Origin of the sequence: Streptomyces sp. NPDC006510 (assembly GCF_040611955.1) — a bacterium.
GTDB lineage: Bacteria > Actinomycetota > Actinomycetes > Streptomycetales > Streptomycetaceae > Streptomyces.
Genome location: NZ_JBEXPH010000037.1, coordinates 22,451 through 41,240 on the forward strand (window position 1 = coordinate 22,451; position 18,790 = coordinate 41,240).

16 protein-coding genes and 1 pseudogene are annotated in these 18,790 nt (G+C 66.8%); 7 read left to right on the plus strand and 10 right to left on the minus strand.

What is annotated here, in order from left to right:
• Positions 1–148: 148 nt before the first annotated feature.
• Entirely contained in the window at positions 149–721 is a 573-nt protein-coding gene (locus ABZY11_RS14560) for a hypothetical protein (protein ID WP_356479454.1), read from the plus strand.
• On the opposite strand, the gene ABZY11_RS14565 is transcribed toward ABZY11_RS14560, so the two are convergent.
• Positions 715–1,431: a hypothetical protein gene (locus ABZY11_RS14565; protein ID WP_356479455.1), complete on the minus strand. Its 717-nt coding sequence runs from the start codon at positions 1,429–1,431 to the stop codon at positions 715–717. The genes ABZY11_RS14560 and ABZY11_RS14565 overlap by 7 nt on opposite strands.
• Before the next feature lie 730 nt (positions 1,432–2,161).
• Positions 2,162–3,340: a hypothetical protein gene (locus tag ABZY11_RS14570; RefSeq protein ID WP_356479456.1), complete on the minus strand. Its 1,179-nt coding sequence runs from the start codon at positions 3,338–3,340 to the stop codon at positions 2,162–2,164.
• Positions 3,341–3,552: 212 nt separating this feature from the next.
• On the opposite strand from ABZY11_RS14570, the gene ABZY11_RS14575 reads away from it, so the two are divergent.
• A complete protein-coding gene (locus ABZY11_RS14575; protein WP_356479457.1) occupies positions 3,553–4,002 on the plus strand; it encodes a hypothetical protein in 450 nt (149 codons plus the stop codon).
• Between the two features lie 557 nt (positions 4,003–4,559).
• The gene (locus ABZY11_RS14580) at positions 4,560–5,090 is read left to right on the plus strand and encodes a GNAT family N-acetyltransferase (RefSeq protein WP_356479458.1); all 531 of its coding nucleotides are present in this window, start codon (positions 4,560–4,562) and stop codon (positions 5,088–5,090) included.
• 397 nt (positions 5,091–5,487) lie between these two features.
• On the opposite strand, the gene ABZY11_RS14585 is transcribed toward ABZY11_RS14580, so the two are convergent.
• Entirely contained in the window at positions 5,488–6,252 is a 765-nt protein-coding gene (locus tag ABZY11_RS14585) for a hypothetical protein (RefSeq protein ID WP_356479459.1), read from the minus strand.
• Positions 6,253–6,844: 592 nt separating this feature from the next.
• Between ABZY11_RS14585 and ABZY11_RS14590 the strand changes: the two genes are divergently transcribed.
• Together ABZY11_RS14590 and ABZY11_RS14595 are read left to right on the plus strand one after the other, a co-directional pair.
• Complete coding sequence (locus tag ABZY11_RS14590; RefSeq protein WP_356479460.1) at positions 6,845–7,645, plus strand: SAM-dependent methyltransferase; 801 nt, start codon at positions 6,845–6,847, stop codon at positions 7,643–7,645.
• Between the two features lie 530 nt (positions 7,646–8,175).
• Positions 8,176–8,604: a hypothetical protein gene (locus tag ABZY11_RS14595; RefSeq protein WP_356479461.1), complete on the plus strand. Its 429-nt coding sequence runs from the start codon at positions 8,176–8,178 to the stop codon at positions 8,602–8,604.
• A 103-nt stretch (positions 8,605–8,707) separates the two neighbouring features.
• Here the strand turns inward: ABZY11_RS14595 and ABZY11_RS14600 are convergent, their stop codons facing one another.
• The 7 genes from ABZY11_RS14600 to ABZY11_RS14630 form a co-directional block, all read right to left on the minus strand.
• The gene (locus ABZY11_RS14600) at positions 8,708–8,923 is read right to left on the minus strand and encodes a hypothetical protein (RefSeq protein ID WP_356479481.1); all 216 of its coding nucleotides are present in this window, start codon (positions 8,921–8,923) and stop codon (positions 8,708–8,710) included.
• Between the two features lie 12 nt (positions 8,924–8,935).
• Positions 8,936–9,082 (minus strand): hypothetical protein, encoded by a 147-nt coding sequence (locus ABZY11_RS14605; protein ID WP_356479462.1) that lies wholly within the window; start codon positions 9,080–9,082, stop codon positions 8,936–8,938.
• Positions 9,083–9,139: 57 nt separating this feature from the next.
• Positions 9,140–9,682: a hypothetical protein gene (locus ABZY11_RS14610; RefSeq protein WP_356479463.1), complete on the minus strand. Its 543-nt coding sequence runs from the start codon at positions 9,680–9,682 to the stop codon at positions 9,140–9,142.
• Between the two features lie 355 nt (positions 9,683–10,037).
• Positions 10,038–10,244 carry a hypothetical protein gene (locus ABZY11_RS14615; RefSeq protein ID WP_356479464.1) on the minus strand — a complete coding sequence of 69 codons (207 nt, stop codon included), beginning with the start codon at positions 10,242–10,244 and terminating at the stop codon, positions 10,038–10,040.
• A gap of 66 nt (positions 10,245–10,310) precedes the next feature.
• On the minus strand, positions 10,311–11,705 hold the full coding sequence (locus tag ABZY11_RS14620) for a phospholipase D-like domain-containing protein (RefSeq protein ID WP_356479466.1): 1,395 nt from the start codon (positions 11,703–11,705) through the stop codon (positions 10,311–10,313).
• On the minus strand, positions 11,689–15,126 hold the full coding sequence (locus ABZY11_RS14625; RefSeq protein ID WP_356479482.1) for an AAA domain-containing protein: 3,438 nt from the start codon (positions 15,124–15,126) through the stop codon (positions 11,689–11,691). The genes ABZY11_RS14620 and ABZY11_RS14625 overlap by 17 nt, the downstream gene beginning before the upstream one ends.
• 239 nt (positions 15,127–15,365) lie before the next feature.
• A complete protein-coding gene (locus tag ABZY11_RS14630) occupies positions 15,366–15,929 on the minus strand; it encodes a DNA-binding protein (protein ID WP_356479467.1) in 564 nt (187 codons plus the stop codon).
• A gap of 1,159 nt (positions 15,930–17,088) precedes the next feature.
• On the opposite strand from ABZY11_RS14630, the gene ABZY11_RS14635 reads away from it, so the two are divergent.
• A complete protein-coding gene (locus ABZY11_RS14635) occupies positions 17,089–18,468 on the plus strand; it encodes an integrase (protein WP_356479468.1) in 1,380 nt (459 codons plus the stop codon).
• Positions 18,465–18,605: pseudogene (locus ABZY11_RS14640) on the plus strand (undecaprenyl-diphosphatase); the annotation flags it as partial. The gene ABZY11_RS14635 and the pseudogene ABZY11_RS14640, both read left to right, overlap by 4 nt.
• Positions 18,606–18,790: the final 185 nt, after the last annotated feature.

Sequence of the window (18,790 nt, forward strand, 5' to 3'; positions counted from 1 at the left end):
CACCTGAGCGGGCCCAGCGCTTGAGACCAAACCTGCAGGTCATGGCCATGCGATCCGCACCACCAGATAGGCGCCGCCCGTTGGCCCACCCCGCAGGATCCGCCTCTTCTCTCCGCCCCGAAGAGCGGAGTATCCACGGAGGAATCCGATGACCTTCAACTCGGACCGGCTGAGCGCCATCGCACGATCACTGAACCTCACAGAGTGGGAGCCGACCCCGGACGAAGTCACCTTCGGCAGAGCCTTCTTCCGCCGGACGGACGAGCTGGAAGAGCCAAGCCTCGCCTTTCCGCGTGGTCCGGAGCAGGGGAACCACCTGCACACCGAGGCCTTCGACGCCACCGCCCGGAAAGTCGCGTTGGTGCAGGACGAACTGCTGCCCGCATGGCGGGAGCGGCTGGCTGGCTCGCCGATGGTGGAGCTGGCCGAGCTGTACGTCAGCGCCGCCGCGCCGCTGCTGCCGCACGCGCAGCGATTGCTCACCGCCTGGCGCGGAGTCGCCCTGCCCTCGCCCACGGCCGAAGACATCGCCCGAACGGCGGCACGGAGGAGAATCTCCGCCGAACAGGCCGCCCTCCTCCTCCGGTTCGAGAACGCCGCCCAATGGGAGAAGGACACCAACCCCCGCGACCTGTGGACGGGGCTCTTGCCCGTCTGGGCCAACATCGGTTCGGTGCTCTCCACCATGACGGCCGCGATCACCAGGGACACGTACTACTGAGATGTGCCCGTGCGGGGAACCGGTGTCAGTGGGCTTCGCCCGCCAGCCATGGTGCTGGTCACGACCGTAGGGCTTGTCACGCGTCCCGTGCCCAGTCGTACTTCGGCCAGCACATCCCACTTGATCTCACGGCAGTCGTGCCACTCGGCCACCAGCGTGAGCGTGGTGACGGGCAGGGTGACCAGCCCACCGGGCAGGTCGGACAGCGATACCTTGAGCGCGACCCGGTCGGCGAGGTGCCCCTTGGCACCCGCGTACGCATGCGACACGTGCGGATACGACCCGCGGGCAGGGATCTTCGGCCACCTCTCCCCCACCACCGCCTGCTGCGCCCGCCAGGTCATCTCCCACAGGGCGCGGTGCGGAGCACCCGGGTAGCCCTTGGACTCGATGGCCACCGTGCCGATGTCCGGCCGTGAAAGCGTCAGGTCGTACGGGGCCATGCCGGCAGCGGACTTGGCGACTTCAGCGACGAGCTGGTCGACCTCGGCCGGGCTCGCACTTTCCTGAGGTCCGCCATGGAGAATTGTGCAGTGCATCCACTGCGGCTGGACGGGATGGAGGCCGGGCTGCTCGGCCAGCGTCCGGTAGGGCTCGTACAGATGCTCACGGGCGAAGTCCTCGCCGGGAATAATCAGCCAGTGCAAGTCCTTCCGGCCGGCGGGCCAGGCATGGGTACGGCTCTGGACCCGTGCGAAGAAATCATCCATCAACCAACTGCTCCTGAGATAAGGCGGTTTCGGATAAACGCTACCGGCCGTGGTGCAGTCGCGAGGACGAATCGGTTTTCCTCCTCGGGCAGAGGCGCGCGGTGTAGGCCGAGCCGCAGTGCCGCGACCGGTCAGTAGCTGTTGTCGTTCCGATCTTGAGGGTTGGGCGCCGAACGGGAGTCTCGATCGGGTGGTCGCGGCTGGCTGCGGGCAGGAAGGCAGGGCCTCTTGGCAGCCCGGGTTGCGAAGCAACCGAGATCCAGGAGGCCCTGCGAATTCGCCTTCGCCGCCACGAGCGGTGACGCCTGCACCTTGGCTTCCGCTCCGGCACCGCCTGGTCGCTCGGCAGCCACCACGTCGGCCGGACTCCCGACCGGCGCGGACAGCACCGCACCCACACGCTCGCGGGCGCTCGTCCACTCCACCACTCCTGCTCGGCCGTCGGGAGCTGGGCCCGGATCCGGTCGGCTTTCTCGCGCAGCCCGTCCACTCGACGACGGGCGGCAAGTTTGTACTGTCCCAGCAGTCCGACAACCGACGGCATTCGCGACCTCCACGGGAGCGACGACACGACGATCCATCACTCCCACACGGACGCCACATCTCCCCGTGAACAGCGAAAACGCAGTCGTCAGACTCGGAAAGACAACAGCTTCTCGGGGCGTCGAGAAATCCTGGTGGTTACCCTGCCGCACAGCAGGGCTTGCGCGGTGCGGCAGGGGACTCCGTGTCAGGCGAGGAGCCGTAAGAGCACTGCGAGCACAACGAGTGCGCCGCAGACCACCGCAGCAATCCGCCCCACGCGCTTTGGTGAAGGCAATTGGAGTACGTGCGGGGCCTTCGGTGTGGGGATGACGTAGTAGACCCGGTGCGGATGGGCTGCCACGGCGACCCGGGCTACCGGCAGATACTTGAGGTCGACGTGGCGTGCGATCTCCCCGTCGTGCTCAGCGAGTCTCGGCTGCAGGCTCGGGCCGAGGCGCCTCGCCTCCCGGTCCGGGAGTGGTTTCTCACTCGTCAGGTCTGTCTCACCCCAGGCACCCCTCTCGCGCGCCACGTGCCATGCGACGTAGGACACTCCGAAGCGCGGGAGTTTGACATCATCGGTGTGGGGCTCTCGGGTGATGGTGCCTTCTGTCCAGGTCACTGTCCTGCCGGTTCCCGCGCATCGTTGGTGAGGCACCGTTCCGGCGCGGCTGCAGTTGGGGCAGGGCCGGATTCCCTCGCCGTGGCAGGTGGTGCATTTCCGGCGTCCACGTCCGCGGCATGTCTTGCACGCGGCGTCCAGAGCGCCGCAGACTTTGCAGACGTCGCGTCCATCAGGCTCGTGTTCTACCGGCCCAGGCGGTCGCTCTCCCGGCTCGGTGGGCGGGTTGGTACGTCGGCCGGTGCCGTTGCACTTCAGGCAGCTGTCGACCCCGCGGCAGGCGTCACAGGACATGTGCGTCTCGCAGGGTAAGTCGCCGGAGCCTTTGCAGCGTTGGCAGGCGACATCGCCGTTCCCGCAGTCACAGGACCGGTCGATGACCGAGTCACGCTGCACCAGTGTCAGGGTGTACTCCCTGGAGGGATCCCGCGGTGGCGGAATGGGATGGCTGTAGATGGTGGTGTCGAACACCGGCTGTCCGGAAAGGTCAAGAGGGCCGGCGTGGAAGCGTTCCTCCTGCGTGCGAGTCTCAAGACATCGCACTACCGTGCCCTCAACGAGGCAGTGCCGAGTGACCCTGCCTGCCTCGGGCAGCGACCCTTCCACGGATGGTTCTCCCCGCTCGCGGATCAGCTTCTGCACGGCCTCGAAGGCACCCTCGTCACTCAGCATGCGTTTCTCCATCTGTTCACCGGAGACGCAGACCTCCAGCAGCGCCGCCCCGTCAGAGGAACAGGACCGTACCCAGATGTCGCTTGCCATGGTGGCCATTCGCCACATGTGCCCCTGTACGGGGTGAGGTTGGAGCCAGGCCAGTCCCAGGACGGGTGGCGAAGGCGGCTTGGTGCGCAGCGGCCGCCAAGGTGTCGTCATGAGCGAGTTCTTCGCCCGAGGCCCGGGGTCACACCAATCGCCGGGAACGAGTTCTTGAGTTCGCTACGGTGACTGCATGGACAGACGACTGGGGAGTGCAAGTGGCTGACGCGATAGCCCCTGACGACATCCTTCGGGCCTGCGGGTACTTGGAAGCGGTCTGGAAGCGCGACGCGGCAAGCATGGCGGCGCTCCTGGAGCACGGCCCCGCAGAGACATCCACGCCGGTCCTGGTCACCCGACTCGGCGATGACATCATGCAGCGCTTGCTGCCCAGCCGGTTCGGCATCCACGACGGTCTGCCCCCCCAGGAACTGCAGGACGCTGCCGCGGCGATGCACGCCGACCCAACTGTCCTGGTCTCGAAGCTCTTCATCGAGACGCTCAAGGACATCGCACCAACCGCGAGCTCAGCACAATCGGAGCACATCGCGCTGGCCGTCCTCAACTACATCGTTCTTGTCAGCGATGCTACGCCGGAGACCGTGCTGCCACTGCTCGCCAATTTGCGCGAGAGCACGCTTCAGCGCATGGGAAGGACGGGTCCGTGAAGTCCGTGACGTGAATGCGGCGCAGGAGTGTTCGTGTTGAGGACGGCCCCGGCGATGAGGAACTGGACCCCTGGCCGGGCTTCCGTCACGAGCTCGGCTCGGCCCACCCGTTCATCGTTGGGGAACGCAAAGGTGTTCCCCAACCACGCCCAGGTCGACTACACCACGACACGAAGTCTCCTGGCGCATCTACACGTGCGCCGTACGGCGGGCCCGCGCGGTCTGCGCTCCGGCCCCCGCTAGCAAAGGCCCAGCAGCGGCGAGCCCGACCGGCCACCCACGGACCACCGAGGCCCACGCGGCGCCAGCCGCCTTGACGAACATGGTGGCCACCGCCACTCCGACGAGGGCGGCCGCGGAGTCTGCGCCACCAGCGGCATGCGCGCCTGAACATGTTCGGTGGATCCAGTCCCCGCGGCGGACGGCGGATGTGCGGCCTCAGCAAGGGGACACCGGGAGACCTGGATGTGGTCGTTCCCGGCCTGGGAGGATGCGAGCACCGTTTGCCTGCCCGCTGAACCCGCCGCTTGGCCCGTCACAAGGGAGCTGATCGACGAATGGTGACCCTTCGCGACCTCGTCCAGGACGACGCCTCGGCGCTCACGCGTATCTACAGCGGGGCCGCCGTCCGCCACACCACCGGCCGGGAACTCACCCTCAACCAGGCGCACGAGAAGGTCCGGGCCACCCTGACCAGAGCGGCCGAGAAGCCGCGCGGGCAGTGGAGCTGGGGAATCACCGCGTCCGGCGAGATGATCGGCCTGATCGCCCTGCGGCGACGGTCCCCCTCCATGGGCAGCATCAGCTACATCCTCCGCGAAGACACCTGGGGCAACGGCTACGCCACCGAAGCGGTCAAGCACGTCGTTGCCTTCGCGTTCACTGCTGCCGGCCTGTCCCGCCTGGAGGCCATGCACCACCCCGAGAACCCGGCCTCCGGCCGCGTCCTGACCAAGACCGGCTTCACCCGCACCGGCACCATTGACCGGACCACCGACGACGGAATCGCCGTGGCCTACGAGCTCTATGCGTTGTCGACGCCCCCAGAATCCGGATTCGCAACCAGCCCAGCCACTCCCCCATCCTGAACGAATTCGCATCGCCGCCAGCAGCTCGCTGTCGGTCCGCCACTGCCTCGGCCGACCTTGGTGTGCGAGGCGGCCGGCTTCCCTGTTCCACCGCGGGGCGACGTGAGGCTTCACTACCGTGTACTGGCATGACGGTGCTGATCACCGGTGTCTGGAGGGGCAAGCCAGATGACTCAGAACGGCGAAGGCGAGGTCCCGGTTCCCGCTGCCCGGAGACACCGCGCGACTGGACCAGCTCGCGGCGCACTGGCGGGACGCCGGCCCGTGCGCCCGGCGCCATTACCACCAGCGCCACGGCGCCGACGTCCCGCGCGAACCGGTCCCCGACTGCCCCTGCGGCGATGCCCGCGACTCGTTCCTCCTCCAGCGCCGCCACGATCGCGCACCGCGGGCAGGGTCACCTCGGGTGGGCGTTCACCGCCGCCAGTGCGACGAGGGCCGCGCGGGCCACGTCCGGGTTCGCCCGGATAGCTGCGGCGACTTCGTCGGGAGTCGGTCCTGTGCCCTGGGCCGGCACGGTGTGGCACACGCGCTCCTCCAGTTCGCTCAGCAGTTTCTGGGCGGAGGCGTACTCGGCAACCGCCTCGTCAGCGTCGTTGAGATCGAGACACACCGTTTCCAGAGCAACCCGCAGACCGGACAGGGCCGCGCGCATCTGCCGAGTGCACCGAGCGTCGGCCAGATCGGGATGCTTCCGGGTCGGGGAATACGCCTTCTTCAAGGTGGCTGCGGCGGTGTCGAGGAATCGCGCGGTGTCGAACAGCGTCTCGGCGGGACTGCCCAGGGTATTCAGAGGGCTGTAGTCGCGCCCATCGCAGTCCTTCGCGAACTGCCGGTTGATGCCCAGAGCCCTCATCCCATGGACGGCGGCGAGGACCCCGACGGTGTGGTTCACGGTGTGGGCTGCGGTGGCGATGCCCTCGCCCATGCGAAGCACGGTGCGGCGGCGTTCCTTCGCGGTGGTCTTCTCGGCCTCGGCCATCAATGCCTGGTGCTCGGCCCCGAGGTTCTCGAAGACAGTGACCAACTGGGCCACCGTGAAGGGAATACGATCTTCGGATGCTGGATGCTGGGTGGCCATCGTCGTCCTTCGTCCGGCGCTGCTACGAGAGGTCACAGCAACGCGCGCGGTGACGCGCTGGTCGGCCGCGTCACCGCACACAACGGCGGGCACGCCGTCCGGACACGGCCCAGTGGGCACCACGGCTGGAAGCCTCCTGGTGTACGAGCGCGATGTCAGTGACGCCCGCTACGGTAGAAGCCGCACCACAACGGCACGCCGCATCGCCCCGCTGTCCGGAAGCTGGTGGCCTACACCTGCTGCGAGGGCCGACCGCCGAGACAGGAATTGCACGGCCGTCGGCTGACCGAGACGGCCCGCCGCTGGGGCGCGCGGCTTCACGCCCTGAGCCGAACTCGATGCGAGCGACGGCCCCGCCGCCCGCATTCGGCAGCACCTGCATGCCGAGAAGCACACCGATTCCCACAGCAACCAGCGACAGACCTCCCCGCTGATCAGCCTGAACACAGTCCTGCACTGCATCACCCCCTTCTGAGGCCCAGCCTCGCAACTGCCACTGCCTGCCCCCTACCCCACGGCCAAAGGAGATCCTTCACGCATGGCCAGCGCAGTGGTCGACAGCCTCGACCGGTCGGCCAGCCACGTAGTCCCCACCGCGTCGAGGCCACTGCAGGGATACCCTGGCCCAACTCGGGTTCGATTGAGTGCCTTTGCCGCACGAAGGAGACGATCAATGAACAATTCCACGCTACCCGCACCGCCTCCTTCGAGCGCACATCCCGCCCGTGTCTACAACGCCTGGCTGGGCGGTAAGGACAACTACCCGGTGGACCAGGAGGCAGCCGAACTCGCTGCCCGGGCGAACCCGACGATCGTGCCGTCGGTCCAGGCCAACCGGGCCTTCCTCGGCCGCGCCGTACGTCACCTCGCGGCAGCCGGGATCCGCCAGTTCCTCGACATCGGCACAGGCATCCCTGCGGCCGAAAACACCCACGAGGTGGCGCAGCGGGCCGCTCCCGACTCGCGTGTCGTCTACGTCGACAACGACCCGATCGTTCTCACCCACGCGCGGGCGCTGCTGGTCAGTGGCCCCGAGGGACAGACGGACTATGTGGAGGCGGATGCGAGGGACGTGGACACGATTCTCGACTCGGCTGCCCGCACCCTGGACCTGGACCAGCCGGTCGGCCTCATGCTGGTGGCGATCCTGCAGTACATCAAGGACGCTGAGGACCCGTGGGACGTCACCGCCCGGCTGCTGAACCGCCTCGCCCCGGGCAGTCACCTCGTCCTGTCCCATCCGGCCGCCGACGTCACCGCTCCCGAGGTCGCCGAATCCATGCGGATCTACAACCAGCGAGCCGCCAGCCACGCCTCCGCCACCCCCCGCACCCACCACGAGGTGCAACGATTCTGCGATGGCCTGGAGATCCTGGAACCTGGCGTAGTCACCCTGACCCGCTGGCGTCCCGGACCGTCCGACACCCCGAATGACACCTTGCCCATGTGGTGCGCCGTCGCACGCAAGCCCTGACCCTCCAACGGCTTCGGGCCCCGACTACGGTGCGCCCCTTCCTAAGTGTCCGCGCCGTGCCGCCCGGCACTTCGTGCCGGGCGGCACGGCGCAGGACCAGTCGTACGAGTTCGGTGCAGAAACTGCACGTAGGGCCCCGTTCTGAAGAAGTCAGTACGGTGCCTGGTCCGCAATGTCGTTCGCCACTTCTCAAGGTTGACGAGCAAGGACTCGAACCGCCTCGCCCGTGTTGACGCTGATCGTGCTCGTCTCGTTGCTCACGGCCGTCACGAGGCAGTCAAGCATCAGTTTCTCGAACGCCACGGCCGTCTTGAGCAGAGCGGCTCAGATATCCAGGTCGTTGCCTGACCTGGAGTTTGGCCCCTCCGCTTCCAGGACGAACTGCCAGATCCGCGCGGACGATCTATTGAAGGTCTCAAGCTGCGAGCTTGCACTGCGAGGGGCGGCTGAGGGCCTCCAGGTACGCTCGTGGCGGCTGGCAGAAACGTTTCGTCGGGCAGGTGAAGATGGCGGGCTGCGAGGAGGGCGTCATGGGAGAAGCGCTGGTGATTGAGGCGGACGGCTCGGTGCGCGGCACCGTCCTGCCGGAGGATGCCGCCGCACACCGTGCCGCCGTCCAAGGCCTGGTGGGCGGATTTGCCGATCAGGGCCGCTACCACCGGCATGTCCTGCTCCACGTGCGGGGCGACGGCGCCCCCCAACCGAATCTGGTGGCGTGGGCACTGGCGTCGGCGTGGCGCGGGGCCGAGCTGGACTACTGCCTGTATGGCACCGTGGTGGTGACCGGCAGCGGGATCGGCGAGTCGCTGCCGTTGGAGGTTCCGGGACAGGTACACGCGGCCAGCGGAGCGGTTGCCGCGATCGCGGCGGAGTGGCGCGGCCGCCGCCCTGCCTCCGAGCGGGCTGCTCTGGCCGAGCTTCTCGCCGACGTCCGCCACGCGGTCCTCAGCACCGTCTGACCCCGGTCGGCTGCTACGCCTCGTTGTCCGCGGCGGCGACACCCGCCCCGGTCACGCGCACCAGGTCCTCCAAGAACGCGGGGTAGCTGGTGGCCATGGACTCTCACCCCGTGATCAGAGTTTCGCCCTCAATGGCACACGCCGCGGCGACGGCGGCCGCCACCCCGAGCCGGTGGTCTCCGTGACTGTCCACGATGCCCGGCCGGAGCTTCGCGCCGTCCTCGGTCACTGCTACCGTCACGCCGAACGCGCGAAGCATGCCGCAGGTGTGCGCGATCCGGTCGCTCTCCTTGGCCCGCAGCTCACCGGCGCCCGAGATGACCGTGGTGCCCTACGCGACCGCCGCGGCGACTGCGAGCACCGCCACCTCGTGCACGATGCCCGGGATGTCGGCTGCTGTCAGCTCCACCGCCCGCAGTGGTGACGACCGCACCGTCAGTGTCCCCGCGGCTGTGTCGAACTCGATCGCGGTGCCCATCCGCCGCAGCACGCCGACGAAGTCGGACCAGCCGAACCCGGTGTAGAGGTGCGCTTGTCAGCAGGCGACGCCGGCCTTGCGCCATGCCACCAGGACTCTATCGAACGCGTTCTTTGCTTCCGGACCGAAAGTTCCTGGGCTCAGCACGAGGGTGGTCATCAGCGTGCGGGCGGCAGGCAGGTCGAGGGTGAGCACCGCAAGGACTCTGTCCAGGGCCTCGATCACGCTGCGCAGATCGGTGCTGTGGAAGCATTCGAGACAATACGACAGCAGGTCGGCCAGGTCCGCGCTGCCGACAGCGATGCCCGCATCGCTGTCGGTGACCTGGACGAGTGCCGTCCGGCAGGCCCACAACGCGTCCAGGGTGTGAGCGGGCAGGGACATGGCCCGCACACGCTCGCAACGGTGGTCGGTGGTGTCGCAGTCACCGACCAGCTCGGCGGCGATCTGCCAGGTCAGGGCTGGCTCCACGTAGCGGGTGTCATCGAGGATGCACGCAGCAGCCGACCCCACGGTCCCGAGGACCCCGCCGACCAGGCGGACATCGGCGGCCCAGGCGAAGCTGGAGGGAAGAAGGACAGGGTGGTCGGGGCTGCTCATGAGGGGCGTCCGGTCCGGTTCGGCATGGTGGCCGCTTCGATGCACTCATAGGGCCCGGGTCCATTCGCCGGGGCGTCCTCCGGCTGGACCACACACGCCTGATCCCACGCCACCCGCACCGTACCAACCTCAACCCGTGCTCCACGTATCGCCATGCCCGCGAAGCTATCCGCGCCTTCCGGCCGGAGAAAGGGCGACGCCAAAGCCTCACCCGAAGGTGTGACGCGGCCTGTCCCGGCATCGAGCCGGACAGCTCAGGTGTCGGGATCGAAGGCGGGGCGCAGCTGGCGCCAAGAGGGTTGGCGCAGCGGTCCGTGCTCCTGACGCGACCCGGTTGCGCCCGTGGCCGGGCCCGTCAGGCGGGATGATGGCGTGCTTCTTCGTCTGCGCGGCTGGTCCCGAGGGTCGCCGCGGGGACGGAGGTGCTGCCGGGCTCGGCCATCGGCTCCTCGGGCGGCTGGGGTACGGAGAACTTCACGGGCAGGTCGACGCCAAGGTCGGCACGGCTTCCGAGACACGTCGTCGGGTCCGGGTCGCTCGGCTGGGGCGTCGGCTCGGACATGAGGTTGCCCCGCCCGGCTCGCATTCGGGGTCGAAGATGTTGCAGCCAGCAGACCGCGGTGCGGGCCTATCGGCGGTTGTCGTTGATGAGTTCGAGGTAGCGGGCATAGTGCATGTCCGATCTGTCCCGGTTGCGGATCAGGGTGCCCTCCTCCATGCGGTAGGTGCGGTCCGGGTCGCCCTTGAAGGAGAGCCAGTTGAAGGAGGTGGTCACCCAGGCGTCGTCGAAGAGGAGGATCTTTGCGTGGTTGCTCTTGAGACGTACCACGTGCAGCTTCTCGGGGTATCGCGCCGCGAGGTTGTTGAGCTTTCTGACGGCATTCGGGTCGGTTCTGTTCTCGCTGTCGTCGTAGCCGTAGGCGATGTCGACCTTCACGCCCCGCTGCAGTCGGCGTTCCAGTTTGGCGACGAATGCCGTGGTGACGATCGCGCCGGTGATCCACGGCGAGATGATCAGGATGCGTTTCCGGGTGCTGGTGAGGGCTTCGTCGAGGAGCTCGGGGTGCTCGAAGACGCCGATTGCGCGGATCTCCTCTGCCTGCGGCTCTTGGGCCTCAGGCTCTGAGGGGAGGGGTGTCGGGGAGTTGAGCTGGACGGCGGCCTGCTCTGCGCGTTTCTGGGTGACCTCCTGCAGGGGGATTCGGGCCTTTTCGAGGTCGGGTTCCAGCAGGGGGCGCTGAGGTTCGGGCTCTACGTTGATGCCGAGGCCCTTGGCGCCGCCGAGGCCGATCAGTTCGATTTCGTGGCGGTCGCTGAGTTCGCCGTCGATGACGACACCGAGTTCGATGTCGGCGCGTTCGGCGTCGGCGTAGACGAGGAGCTTGACGGGCAGGACGTGGTGGGTCCGGGTCTGGGTGATGCTTTTGACCTGCAGGACTTCGCGGGTGGTGGTTCCGTTCTCCTGAAGGAAGGTGGTGATCTCCTCGGCTGTCACCTCACCGTCCTCGATGGGACCGGACCGCGCGGCGGGCAGCGTGATCATTCCGGCTTCGGTGGCCACGTCCCGGGCGATGGTGCTGCGGCGGCTGTAGGGGGAGGCCCGCCACAGCATCTGGTCGAAGACGAGGGACTGGCTGACCCGGACCGGGACGATGGCGGCCGCCTTCGTCGCGGTGAAGCGGCCCTTCTCGGTCAGGCGCAGCCGTGGAACGGGCGCTGTGCCGGGCACGGGAGCGGTCCAGCGCAGGTCGTCGGAGCCGAAGAGGACCGCCACGGTCTGGTTGACCATGGCGACGTCCAGGCCGAGGAACCCGGCGATGGATTCCGGTGTCCTCGCCCCTTGGTCAACGAGCCGCAGGACGTACTCCTCCAGCAGGGGGATGTCCTTGCTGTCCTGGGCGAGGACCTCGGCGGTGATGCGGGCGACGGGCAGGGCCGCGTCGACGATGCCGACGAGGTCGAAGCCGGTGCGGGCATTTCCGAAGCGGACGGCCAGCAGGCTGTCCTCACTGAACGGTGGCATCGCGGATCTCGCAGTCTTCCGGGTGGCTGCTCATGTAGTCGAGGACGTTGCGCAGGGCGCCGGGTTTGCTGCGGCAGAAGCCGGCATCCCCGACGATGATCAGCCCGAACCGGGCGCGGGAGAGGGCGACGTTGATGCGCCGCCAGTAGGGCTGCCCCAGGAACCCGAACCGGCCGTCGGAGTTGCTGCGGGTCACGCAGAAGACCGCGAGGTCGCATTCGCGGCCCTGCACGGCATCGACGGAGAGCACCTCGGGCGTGAAGTGCCTCAGATTCTTCTTGGCCAGCTGCTTCTTGAGCGTCTCGACCTGACGGCCGTAGGGCGCGATGACCAGAACCTCCAGGGGCTTGCCGGCGGGCGGCTGGACAGCCCCTTTCCCGATTGCGTAGTCGATGACCTCCAGACGCTTCTCCGCGATCTGCGCTTCGAGCCGGTTGGAGACACTGGTCTCTGTGCCGGACCGCTCCGTCTCACGCCGCCCCGGATGAAAGCTGGTGTCCATCCAGAGCATAGGCCGGTTGATGCCTCTGTACCCGTCCAGCTCGTGCGGGTTGGGGGAGAGCAGCTCGTTGTCGTAGAAGCAGCTGCTGATCATGTTGCCGATGGCGGGCGTCATCCGGTACTGCTCGCGCAGCAGGTGCTTGACCGGCGGCTGTGTGTTGTCCGCCAGGTGCTGGAACAGCGTCGTCTGTACGATCTCCGGGGTCAGCTGGTGGTCTTCCATGGCCTTGCCGTTGCGCAGCAGGTCCTCGTCGATCGGTGGGAGCTGCCTGGTGTCCCCCACGAGCACCCACCGCTTCGCACGGGCCAGCGGGACCAGCGCCTCGGTCGCGGTCGCTTTCGATGCCTCGTCGAAGATGCACAGGTCGAAGTCCAGGGTGCGTGCTGCCGGATGCCCCAAGAAGCCCAGGGCTGTGCCGCCCACCACGTTGCGGGTCCGCAGGAAGCTGGCGATCAGGTGCGGGTCGCTGCCGATCCGATTGAGCCATTCGCCCTGCAGGCGCAGCAGGCGCATGAGAGCCTGTCCGGCGCCGGCTGCCGGAAACAGGGCCTCGACGGCGTCCCGGCATTCCCGCGCGGTCATGGCCTCGCGCAGGGTGAGGTCGCCGTCCAGGGCGCTCTGGATCTCGGCGACCAGGGTCGCGCGCTGTTCGAGGAGTGTCTCCTTGCGGGCGCCGGCGGTGACCGCTTCCTCTCCCAGTTCCCTTGCGGAGGTGGTGCGGTCGGGCAGAGGCTGGGCAGTCAGTTCCGCGAGCCGGTCCTCGACGTGGGCGAGGTCGGCGGCGACGGCGGCCGCCTCCTCCAGCAGGAGTGCCGCCTTCAGGTGTCGTGACTCCAGCTTCTGCCGGGTCGCGACCGATTCCAGGTGTCTCTCCGCCCGGGCCCGAACGCTCTGCGTCCACTTCTTGACCTGCCGGTCCAGCAACAGCGTCTGCGCGGCGGGATCGATGCGCGGATCGTCGGGGCGGCCCAGGCGCACCAGGCCGTCGATACCCGCCTCTTCCAGACGGCGCAGCGCGTTGTCGATGGCGATGTGGGTCTGGCTGACGATGAGGATCCGTGCGTCCGGCTTGCGGCTGAGGGTCTGCTCGACGATCTCCGCGATCACCGTGGTCTTGCCGGTGCCGGGTGGGCCCTCGACCAGGACCAGGTCCTGTGTCCCCAGCGCGTGCGCGACAACATCGCGTTTGCTCTGGTCGAGGTCGGTGCGCAGCCAGGTGGTGACCTCGGCCGGAGGCAGGACCGGCATCTCCTGCGGTTTCTCGATGATCTTGCCCAGGTGGGGGTTGCTGCTCTGCTGGGCGGCGACCATGGACAGCGCGTCGCGCTGCCGGTTGATGGCGCTCTGGCTGGGGCCGAGGAAGGGCAGCAGGTAACCGCGGCGCGGCAGCGTCGTCTTGGCGCGAGTCATCCGGAGCTGGACGGTGTCCTCGGTCCGACCGGTGACGACACCCCGGTCGATGGGCCGACTGTAGGGGTATTCCACGACCGACCACTCGTCGCCGATCTCCACCACCGTTTCGGTGGCGCCCAGGCGGAAGGACCGCGTGTACGAGGTGCCCTCTGTCCTGTCGTAGGCGACGGGCTGCCGCCCGTTCGCCGCGATCTCCTCGCGGGCGTCCAGGACGTGCCGCCATCCGTCGAAGAGTTCCCCGAGGTTCTGCCGCCGGTCCTCACGGCCCTTCTCCTGGCGGGCCTCCACATGCGTGTCGAGGCCCGCGAGCAGTACGTTCAGCCCGCGGTTGGCGGGGTCCTCGCCGGGATCGTAGAAAGTCCAGCTCAGAATCGGATCAAGCTTGAGCGCAGACTCCCGGCGCTTCGCCAGCCACTCCTCCGGCCGCTCTTCCGCGGACACGATGACGCGCCTGTCGGAGTTTTTGTCGTCACCGACCATGCGCAGGAACAGCTTCCGGCCGAAGACCCGCACCATCTGGGTATCGGCCTCTTTCGTGGCCGGGTTCCAGCCGTAGTCGACGTGCACCGTGCCCGAGATGTCGGACGCCACCTCCGACTTGGCGCGCGCCATGACCTGGTCGAGGTTCAGTTCCTCCCCCTCCGGCACGGTGACGAGCTTCTCTGCGGCACTCTTGGTCATCTTCAGCCACACCGAGTTGCGCTGACGCGCGTCACGATTGCCGCACCGTCGCTCCGCCTCCAGCAGCTGGTGTTCCAGCACGATGGCGTTGGCCGGCCTGTTCCGCGGTTCGAGGTCGATGCAGGACTTCAGAATCGCGCGGACATCGGTGTCCATCTCCAACTCGTCCAGAGCGGACAGCAGCCCGGGATAGTCGCGGGCTTTGCTGTTGGACAGAACCTGGATGGCCAGCACGGCGTACGCGTAGACGTCCCTGACCCAGCCAAGGCTGCTCTTCTCCAACGGCTTGTACAGGTTGGAACCGTAGTCAGCGACCGTGTGGTCCGTCGCGGGCGCCGCCGCCGTCTCCATGACCTTCGCGATCCCGAAGTCGGCTAGCTTGACCGTTCCGTCGCTGGTCAGGAGAACGTTTCCGGGCTTGATGTCCCGGTGCTCCACCCGCTGCTCGTGAGCGTAGGCGAGTGCGGATGCCAGCGGCCGGCCGATCCGGGCGAAGTAGGCAGGCCAGTCCAGCGGCCGGCCCTCGCTCATCTCGTCCTTCAGACTCCTGTCGACCCACTCCAGGACGATGAAGTACTGCTTCATCCCCTCGTCCCAGCCCGAGTCCAGCATCCGCACGATGTTCGGATGCGTCAGCGCCCGCAACGAGGCCGTCTCACGGTCGAGGAAAATCCGCGTGCTCTCCTCGTCGTCGCGCCGCTTGAGCAGTTTCACCGCCGCGTAAGCGCCCTCCGCGCTCAGGACATCCACCGCCTTGCGCACCTCGGACATGCCGCCCTGGCGCTTCTCCGCCTGCGGCAGCAGATGAAACCGCCCGTTGATCATGCCGGTCACACGCGGCTCCTCACCCATCAACTGCCAGTCATCCTGCCGTCCTTGACCATCATTTCAGTAGATCACCGTCTAGGGTTCGGCTTCTTCTCCAAACGGCAAGGAATGATCCATCAGGAACGGGCGGCATCACCCACTACCGCGCGCCCTCCGGGACTGCTGCGGTTGCAGACGCGGCCGCAGTGCTCATCACGCTCCACGCATAGGTGATTTCGACTCGCCTGGACAGGCTTTCAGACATCTCCTCGAAGGCTGTCGAGTTGTTGCTCTGTCAGCGCCAGTGCAACCTCCGACTGGTTGAGCGCGTGCTCGCCGTCCTTGATGCGCCACAACAGGCGCTGCACAGGTGAGGCGTCCGCTTCTTGGAGCGCCAGTTCGCCGAACTCGTGCAGTTCTGCGTACGCGCCCTGCAGTTGCTCTTCATGGTGTGCCGACCGGACTCTGAGTCGGCCAGCCCGCTCTTCCCACCAGTGCACCCGCGACTCGCGGTCGAGCGCGGTCCTCCCTTCGATCCAGGCACGGAGCTCGGCCTGGTCGACGTCACGGGGAAGTCCTGTGCCGAAGGGTCCTTCGGGTTCCGGCATGTCGATGGGGATGTGCGCCAGCAGCACCGCGGGGGTCGTGTTGAGCGCATAGGCGAGCGCTACGAGGTCGTCGACTGTTACGGGGCGCGCGCATCGCTCCATCTCTGCAATGGCGTCGGCCGGGATCGGGTGGCCGAGCACCAGGAGTACGTAAGCCAGCTCATCACAAGTCAGCTCACGCAACTGGCGGTAGTGAGTGATGGCGTCGGACACAGCAAGGGATGTCGGAAAGGGCGACGGCATGCACCGATCGTAAACGAGCACAAAATGACCTTTGAGCCGCAGGACGGCGGGCGACGCATTGCAGCTGGACGCAACCCCCCGACCTGGGACCGGAGGCCGATGGCGTGCGGAGTCTCAGCGACGGCAGCGCCAGTGGACGCACCGGAAGGCCATCTCGCTTGGCCGGGCGCGGCGTTGCTCGTGGGCACTTCTGAACAGCTGACACCTGACGACACATGCGAGCTGTTCGAGTGGATGGTGCCGGAGGTGCCGTCGCGGCCTCCGGGTTGGGGTCGCTTCGCCACGCCGGATCAAACATAGAGGCCGACTGGACAAGCAATCAGCAATAACACTCACAGGACACACGACGCCATTGACGAGTTGATACACGAGTCTATAGGCTTTAGGAATAAGCATTGATAGGTGCGTATCGGAAGCACCCACTCGTGAGGACTTGGCATGCCCCCCACGCTCCACATCAGAGGCCGGAGCTATGGGCGGTCCGGCTTCACGACGCGTCGCAATTCGCACCTCACGTTTCTAGCTGACCGCGACGTGTCGGACGCTCCGCGCCGTCCTCGCAGTCACCCCGATCGACTGCCGACTCCTTGCCCTGGATGAGACCCGGCAGGGAAGGAGAGACATGACAACCCCCAGGAAGTCGAATCCCGTCCTTGAAGCGCACTACAACATCAAGGCCGCGACGGTCCTTCTCGGACTGGCCACTGAGGACCCAAAAGACAAGCGAGGGCAGAGGTGGTTGCGCGATGGGGTCAACCAGAAAGTCGACCCCTTCCCACACACCCGCATGTCTGGCCAGCTGGTGTTCACCGAGTCCCACCTCGCCGAAATCTCGGTGCGCCACGAGAGCCGGGTCCACGGCAATACCGGCAGGCGCAAGAGGCGCGCGATGAGCCCCCGGTCTGTGGCAAAACCGGCAAGCGCAAGAGGCCGGCAGCAAGCCACCGGTCCACGGTAGTGCTGCGCCCGCCGCCCCCAGGTCACAGTGAGGCCGCCCAGCACGACCAAGCCCGGAGCGGCCTCCGAGGGCTATCCACCGACACGACAGAATTGGGTCCTGTGGAGTGCTGACAGACAGGAATGCCTGCACGCGCTCCGCAATCCAAATCGACAGTGACAAGGGGTACGTATGCCGTGGATAGAGTGGCGAGGGAAAAGCTGCCGAGTCCGATGGGAAACCGGGAAGGTTCATCCCGAGACAGGCAAGAAGCTGGTCGACTCGAAGTCGAGTACCGAGTGGACCGAGGACGAGGCCTACAACTATGGACTCGACCGTGAGTCAGATGTCCGCAACGATCGGTACCTCTCGCGTCGTGACGGGTCCGTCCTGATGCAGGAATACTGTCAGACCTGGCCCGACACCCTCGACGTCGGGCACCTCCGGGACAAGGCAATCCGTTCCATGATCCGTCTGTACATTGTGCCCCGCTGGGGAGAAACAGCCGTGGGCGACATCAAGTCTTCCGCCTATCGGGCCTGGAGGAAACAGCTCAAGGCGCTCCCCAACGTGGGCGAAAAGTACGGGGAGGAGATCCTCACGGTCTTCTCGATGCTCATGGACGACGCCGTCGATGATGAGCTGCGGACTTCCTCCCCTGTACCGAAGGCGGCGAAGCAGAAGCGCGGCAGGTACAAGAAGAAGAAGCGGGAGAAGAAGCGGGAGATGCGCATCGAGGATGTGCATCAACTCGCCTGCAATGCACTGACCTTCTGGGGCTTCCCCGGCTACGTGTTCATCTGGACGATGGCCATGACCGGGATGCGGCCTGGCGAGTTGTACGCACTCCGTCGCGAGTTCTGTCACCCAGCCTGGCCAGCGGCCGATCCAGACCCTGACCGGCGAGAAGAGGCGCTGGAGCGTTACGCCGGCCCGGACGCGATGCCGGCGGTACGGGTGCAGTGGCAACATCAGCGGGAACGCGGCCAGTTAAAGCTGTTTCCACCGAAGTACGAGTCATACCGTGACTTGGTGATTCCACGGTTCCTGGCGGACCTGCTGGAGATGCTTTTGAGCAGCCATGACAGCGAATGGGTCTTTCTGTCCATACGTGGTGGTCTGCTGGCGAACGCGAACTTTACCTACCACTACTGGAGGCCCATCGCCGACGGAAGGTCGGTCCATGAGAACTTCGACAGGACCAGGCTGGGGCGGAAGCAGAGGGTGCGCTCGCCTCGGCCGCTGCCCAGGATTCCTGCGACGCCATACGCGCGCAAGCGCCTGTACCTGGTGCGGCACGGGCACAAGGAGTGGATTGACGAGGTTGGCGGTGGGCACGCCCGGGTGGCGGTCGAGTCGCGGATGGGGCATGAGGTCGCCGGTGTTGAGGGGCTGTACAGCAACGTCACCACGACGATGGAGCGCCGCATGATGGAGTCGTTGCAGATGCGGTGGGAGCGGTTCGTTGTGACGCTGGACCCCGAATGGCTGCCAGTACCTCCCACTTCCCTCCCAGTCGATCTTGAAGAATGGATGAAAGCCCAGGTCAAGGCGGCAAAGAGCGATGACTGATGAACTGGTTCATGAAGTTCATCACGACCAAGAGCTTCATGCCGTTCGTCATCTACCGTGTACTGCTCGGCGTACTGCTGTTTGTGCTGGTGGCCGCAGGTGTACTGAGCCCGCACGCGGGTGAGTCGGCGGGCTAGGGGACCGATGGGGGCACTTTTCAGTGCCCGATCCCACGACTCCAGGTGAAGATTATTAGCTGCCAGGGCACCCGCTGCGGTCTCGGCACAAGCTCCCCCGGGAGAAGGACGCGCCGCCGAAGGCCGATGCCATGCTGTTCGCGCCGCTCAGCTGCACCAGCCTGAACAAGTGGGGCGGAGGCATC

Excerpts from the sequence above, each read along its gene's own strand:
- ABZY11_RS14560 (WP_356479454.1), top strand. The coding sequence starts at position 149 with ATGACCTTCAACTCGGACCGGCTGAGCGCCATCGCACGATCACTGAAC.
- ABZY11_RS14625 (WP_356479482.1), bottom strand. The coding sequence starts at position 15,126 with ATGATCAACGGGCGGTTTCATCTGCTGCCGCAGGCGGAGAAGCGCCAG.
- ABZY11_RS14595 (WP_356479461.1), top strand. The coding sequence starts at position 8,176 with ATGGGAGAAGCGCTGGTGATTGAGGCGGACGGCTCGGTGCGCGGCACC.
- ABZY11_RS14615 (WP_356479464.1), bottom strand. The coding sequence starts at position 10,244 with ATGTCCGAGCCGACGCCCCAGCCGAGCGACCCGGACCCGACGACGTGT.
- ABZY11_RS14610 (WP_356479463.1), bottom strand. The coding sequence starts at position 9,682 with ATGAGCAGCCCCGACCACCCTGTCCTTCTTCCCTCCAGCTTCGCCTGG.
- ABZY11_RS14590 (WP_356479460.1), top strand. The coding sequence starts at position 6,845 with ATGAACAATTCCACGCTACCCGCACCGCCTCCTTCGAGCGCACATCCC.
- ABZY11_RS14565 (WP_356479455.1), bottom strand. The coding sequence starts at position 1,431 with ATGGATGATTTCTTCGCACGGGTCCAGAGCCGTACCCATGCCTGGCCC.
- ABZY11_RS14635 (WP_356479468.1), top strand. The coding sequence starts at position 17,089 with ATGCCGTGGATAGAGTGGCGAGGGAAAAGCTGCCGAGTCCGATGGGAA.
- ABZY11_RS14620 (WP_356479466.1), bottom strand. The coding sequence starts at position 11,705 with ATGCCACCGTTCAGTGAGGACAGCCTGCTGGCCGTCCGCTTCGGAAAT.
- ABZY11_RS14570 (WP_356479456.1), bottom strand. The coding sequence starts at position 3,340 with ATGGCAAGCGACATCTGGGTACGGTCCTGTTCCTCTGACGGGGCGGCG.
- ABZY11_RS14580 (WP_356479458.1), top strand. The coding sequence starts at position 4,560 with ATGGTGACCCTTCGCGACCTCGTCCAGGACGACGCCTCGGCGCTCACG.
- ABZY11_RS14605 (WP_356479462.1), bottom strand. The coding sequence starts at position 9,082 with ATGGGCACCGCGATCGAGTTCGACACAGCCGCGGGGACACTGACGGTG.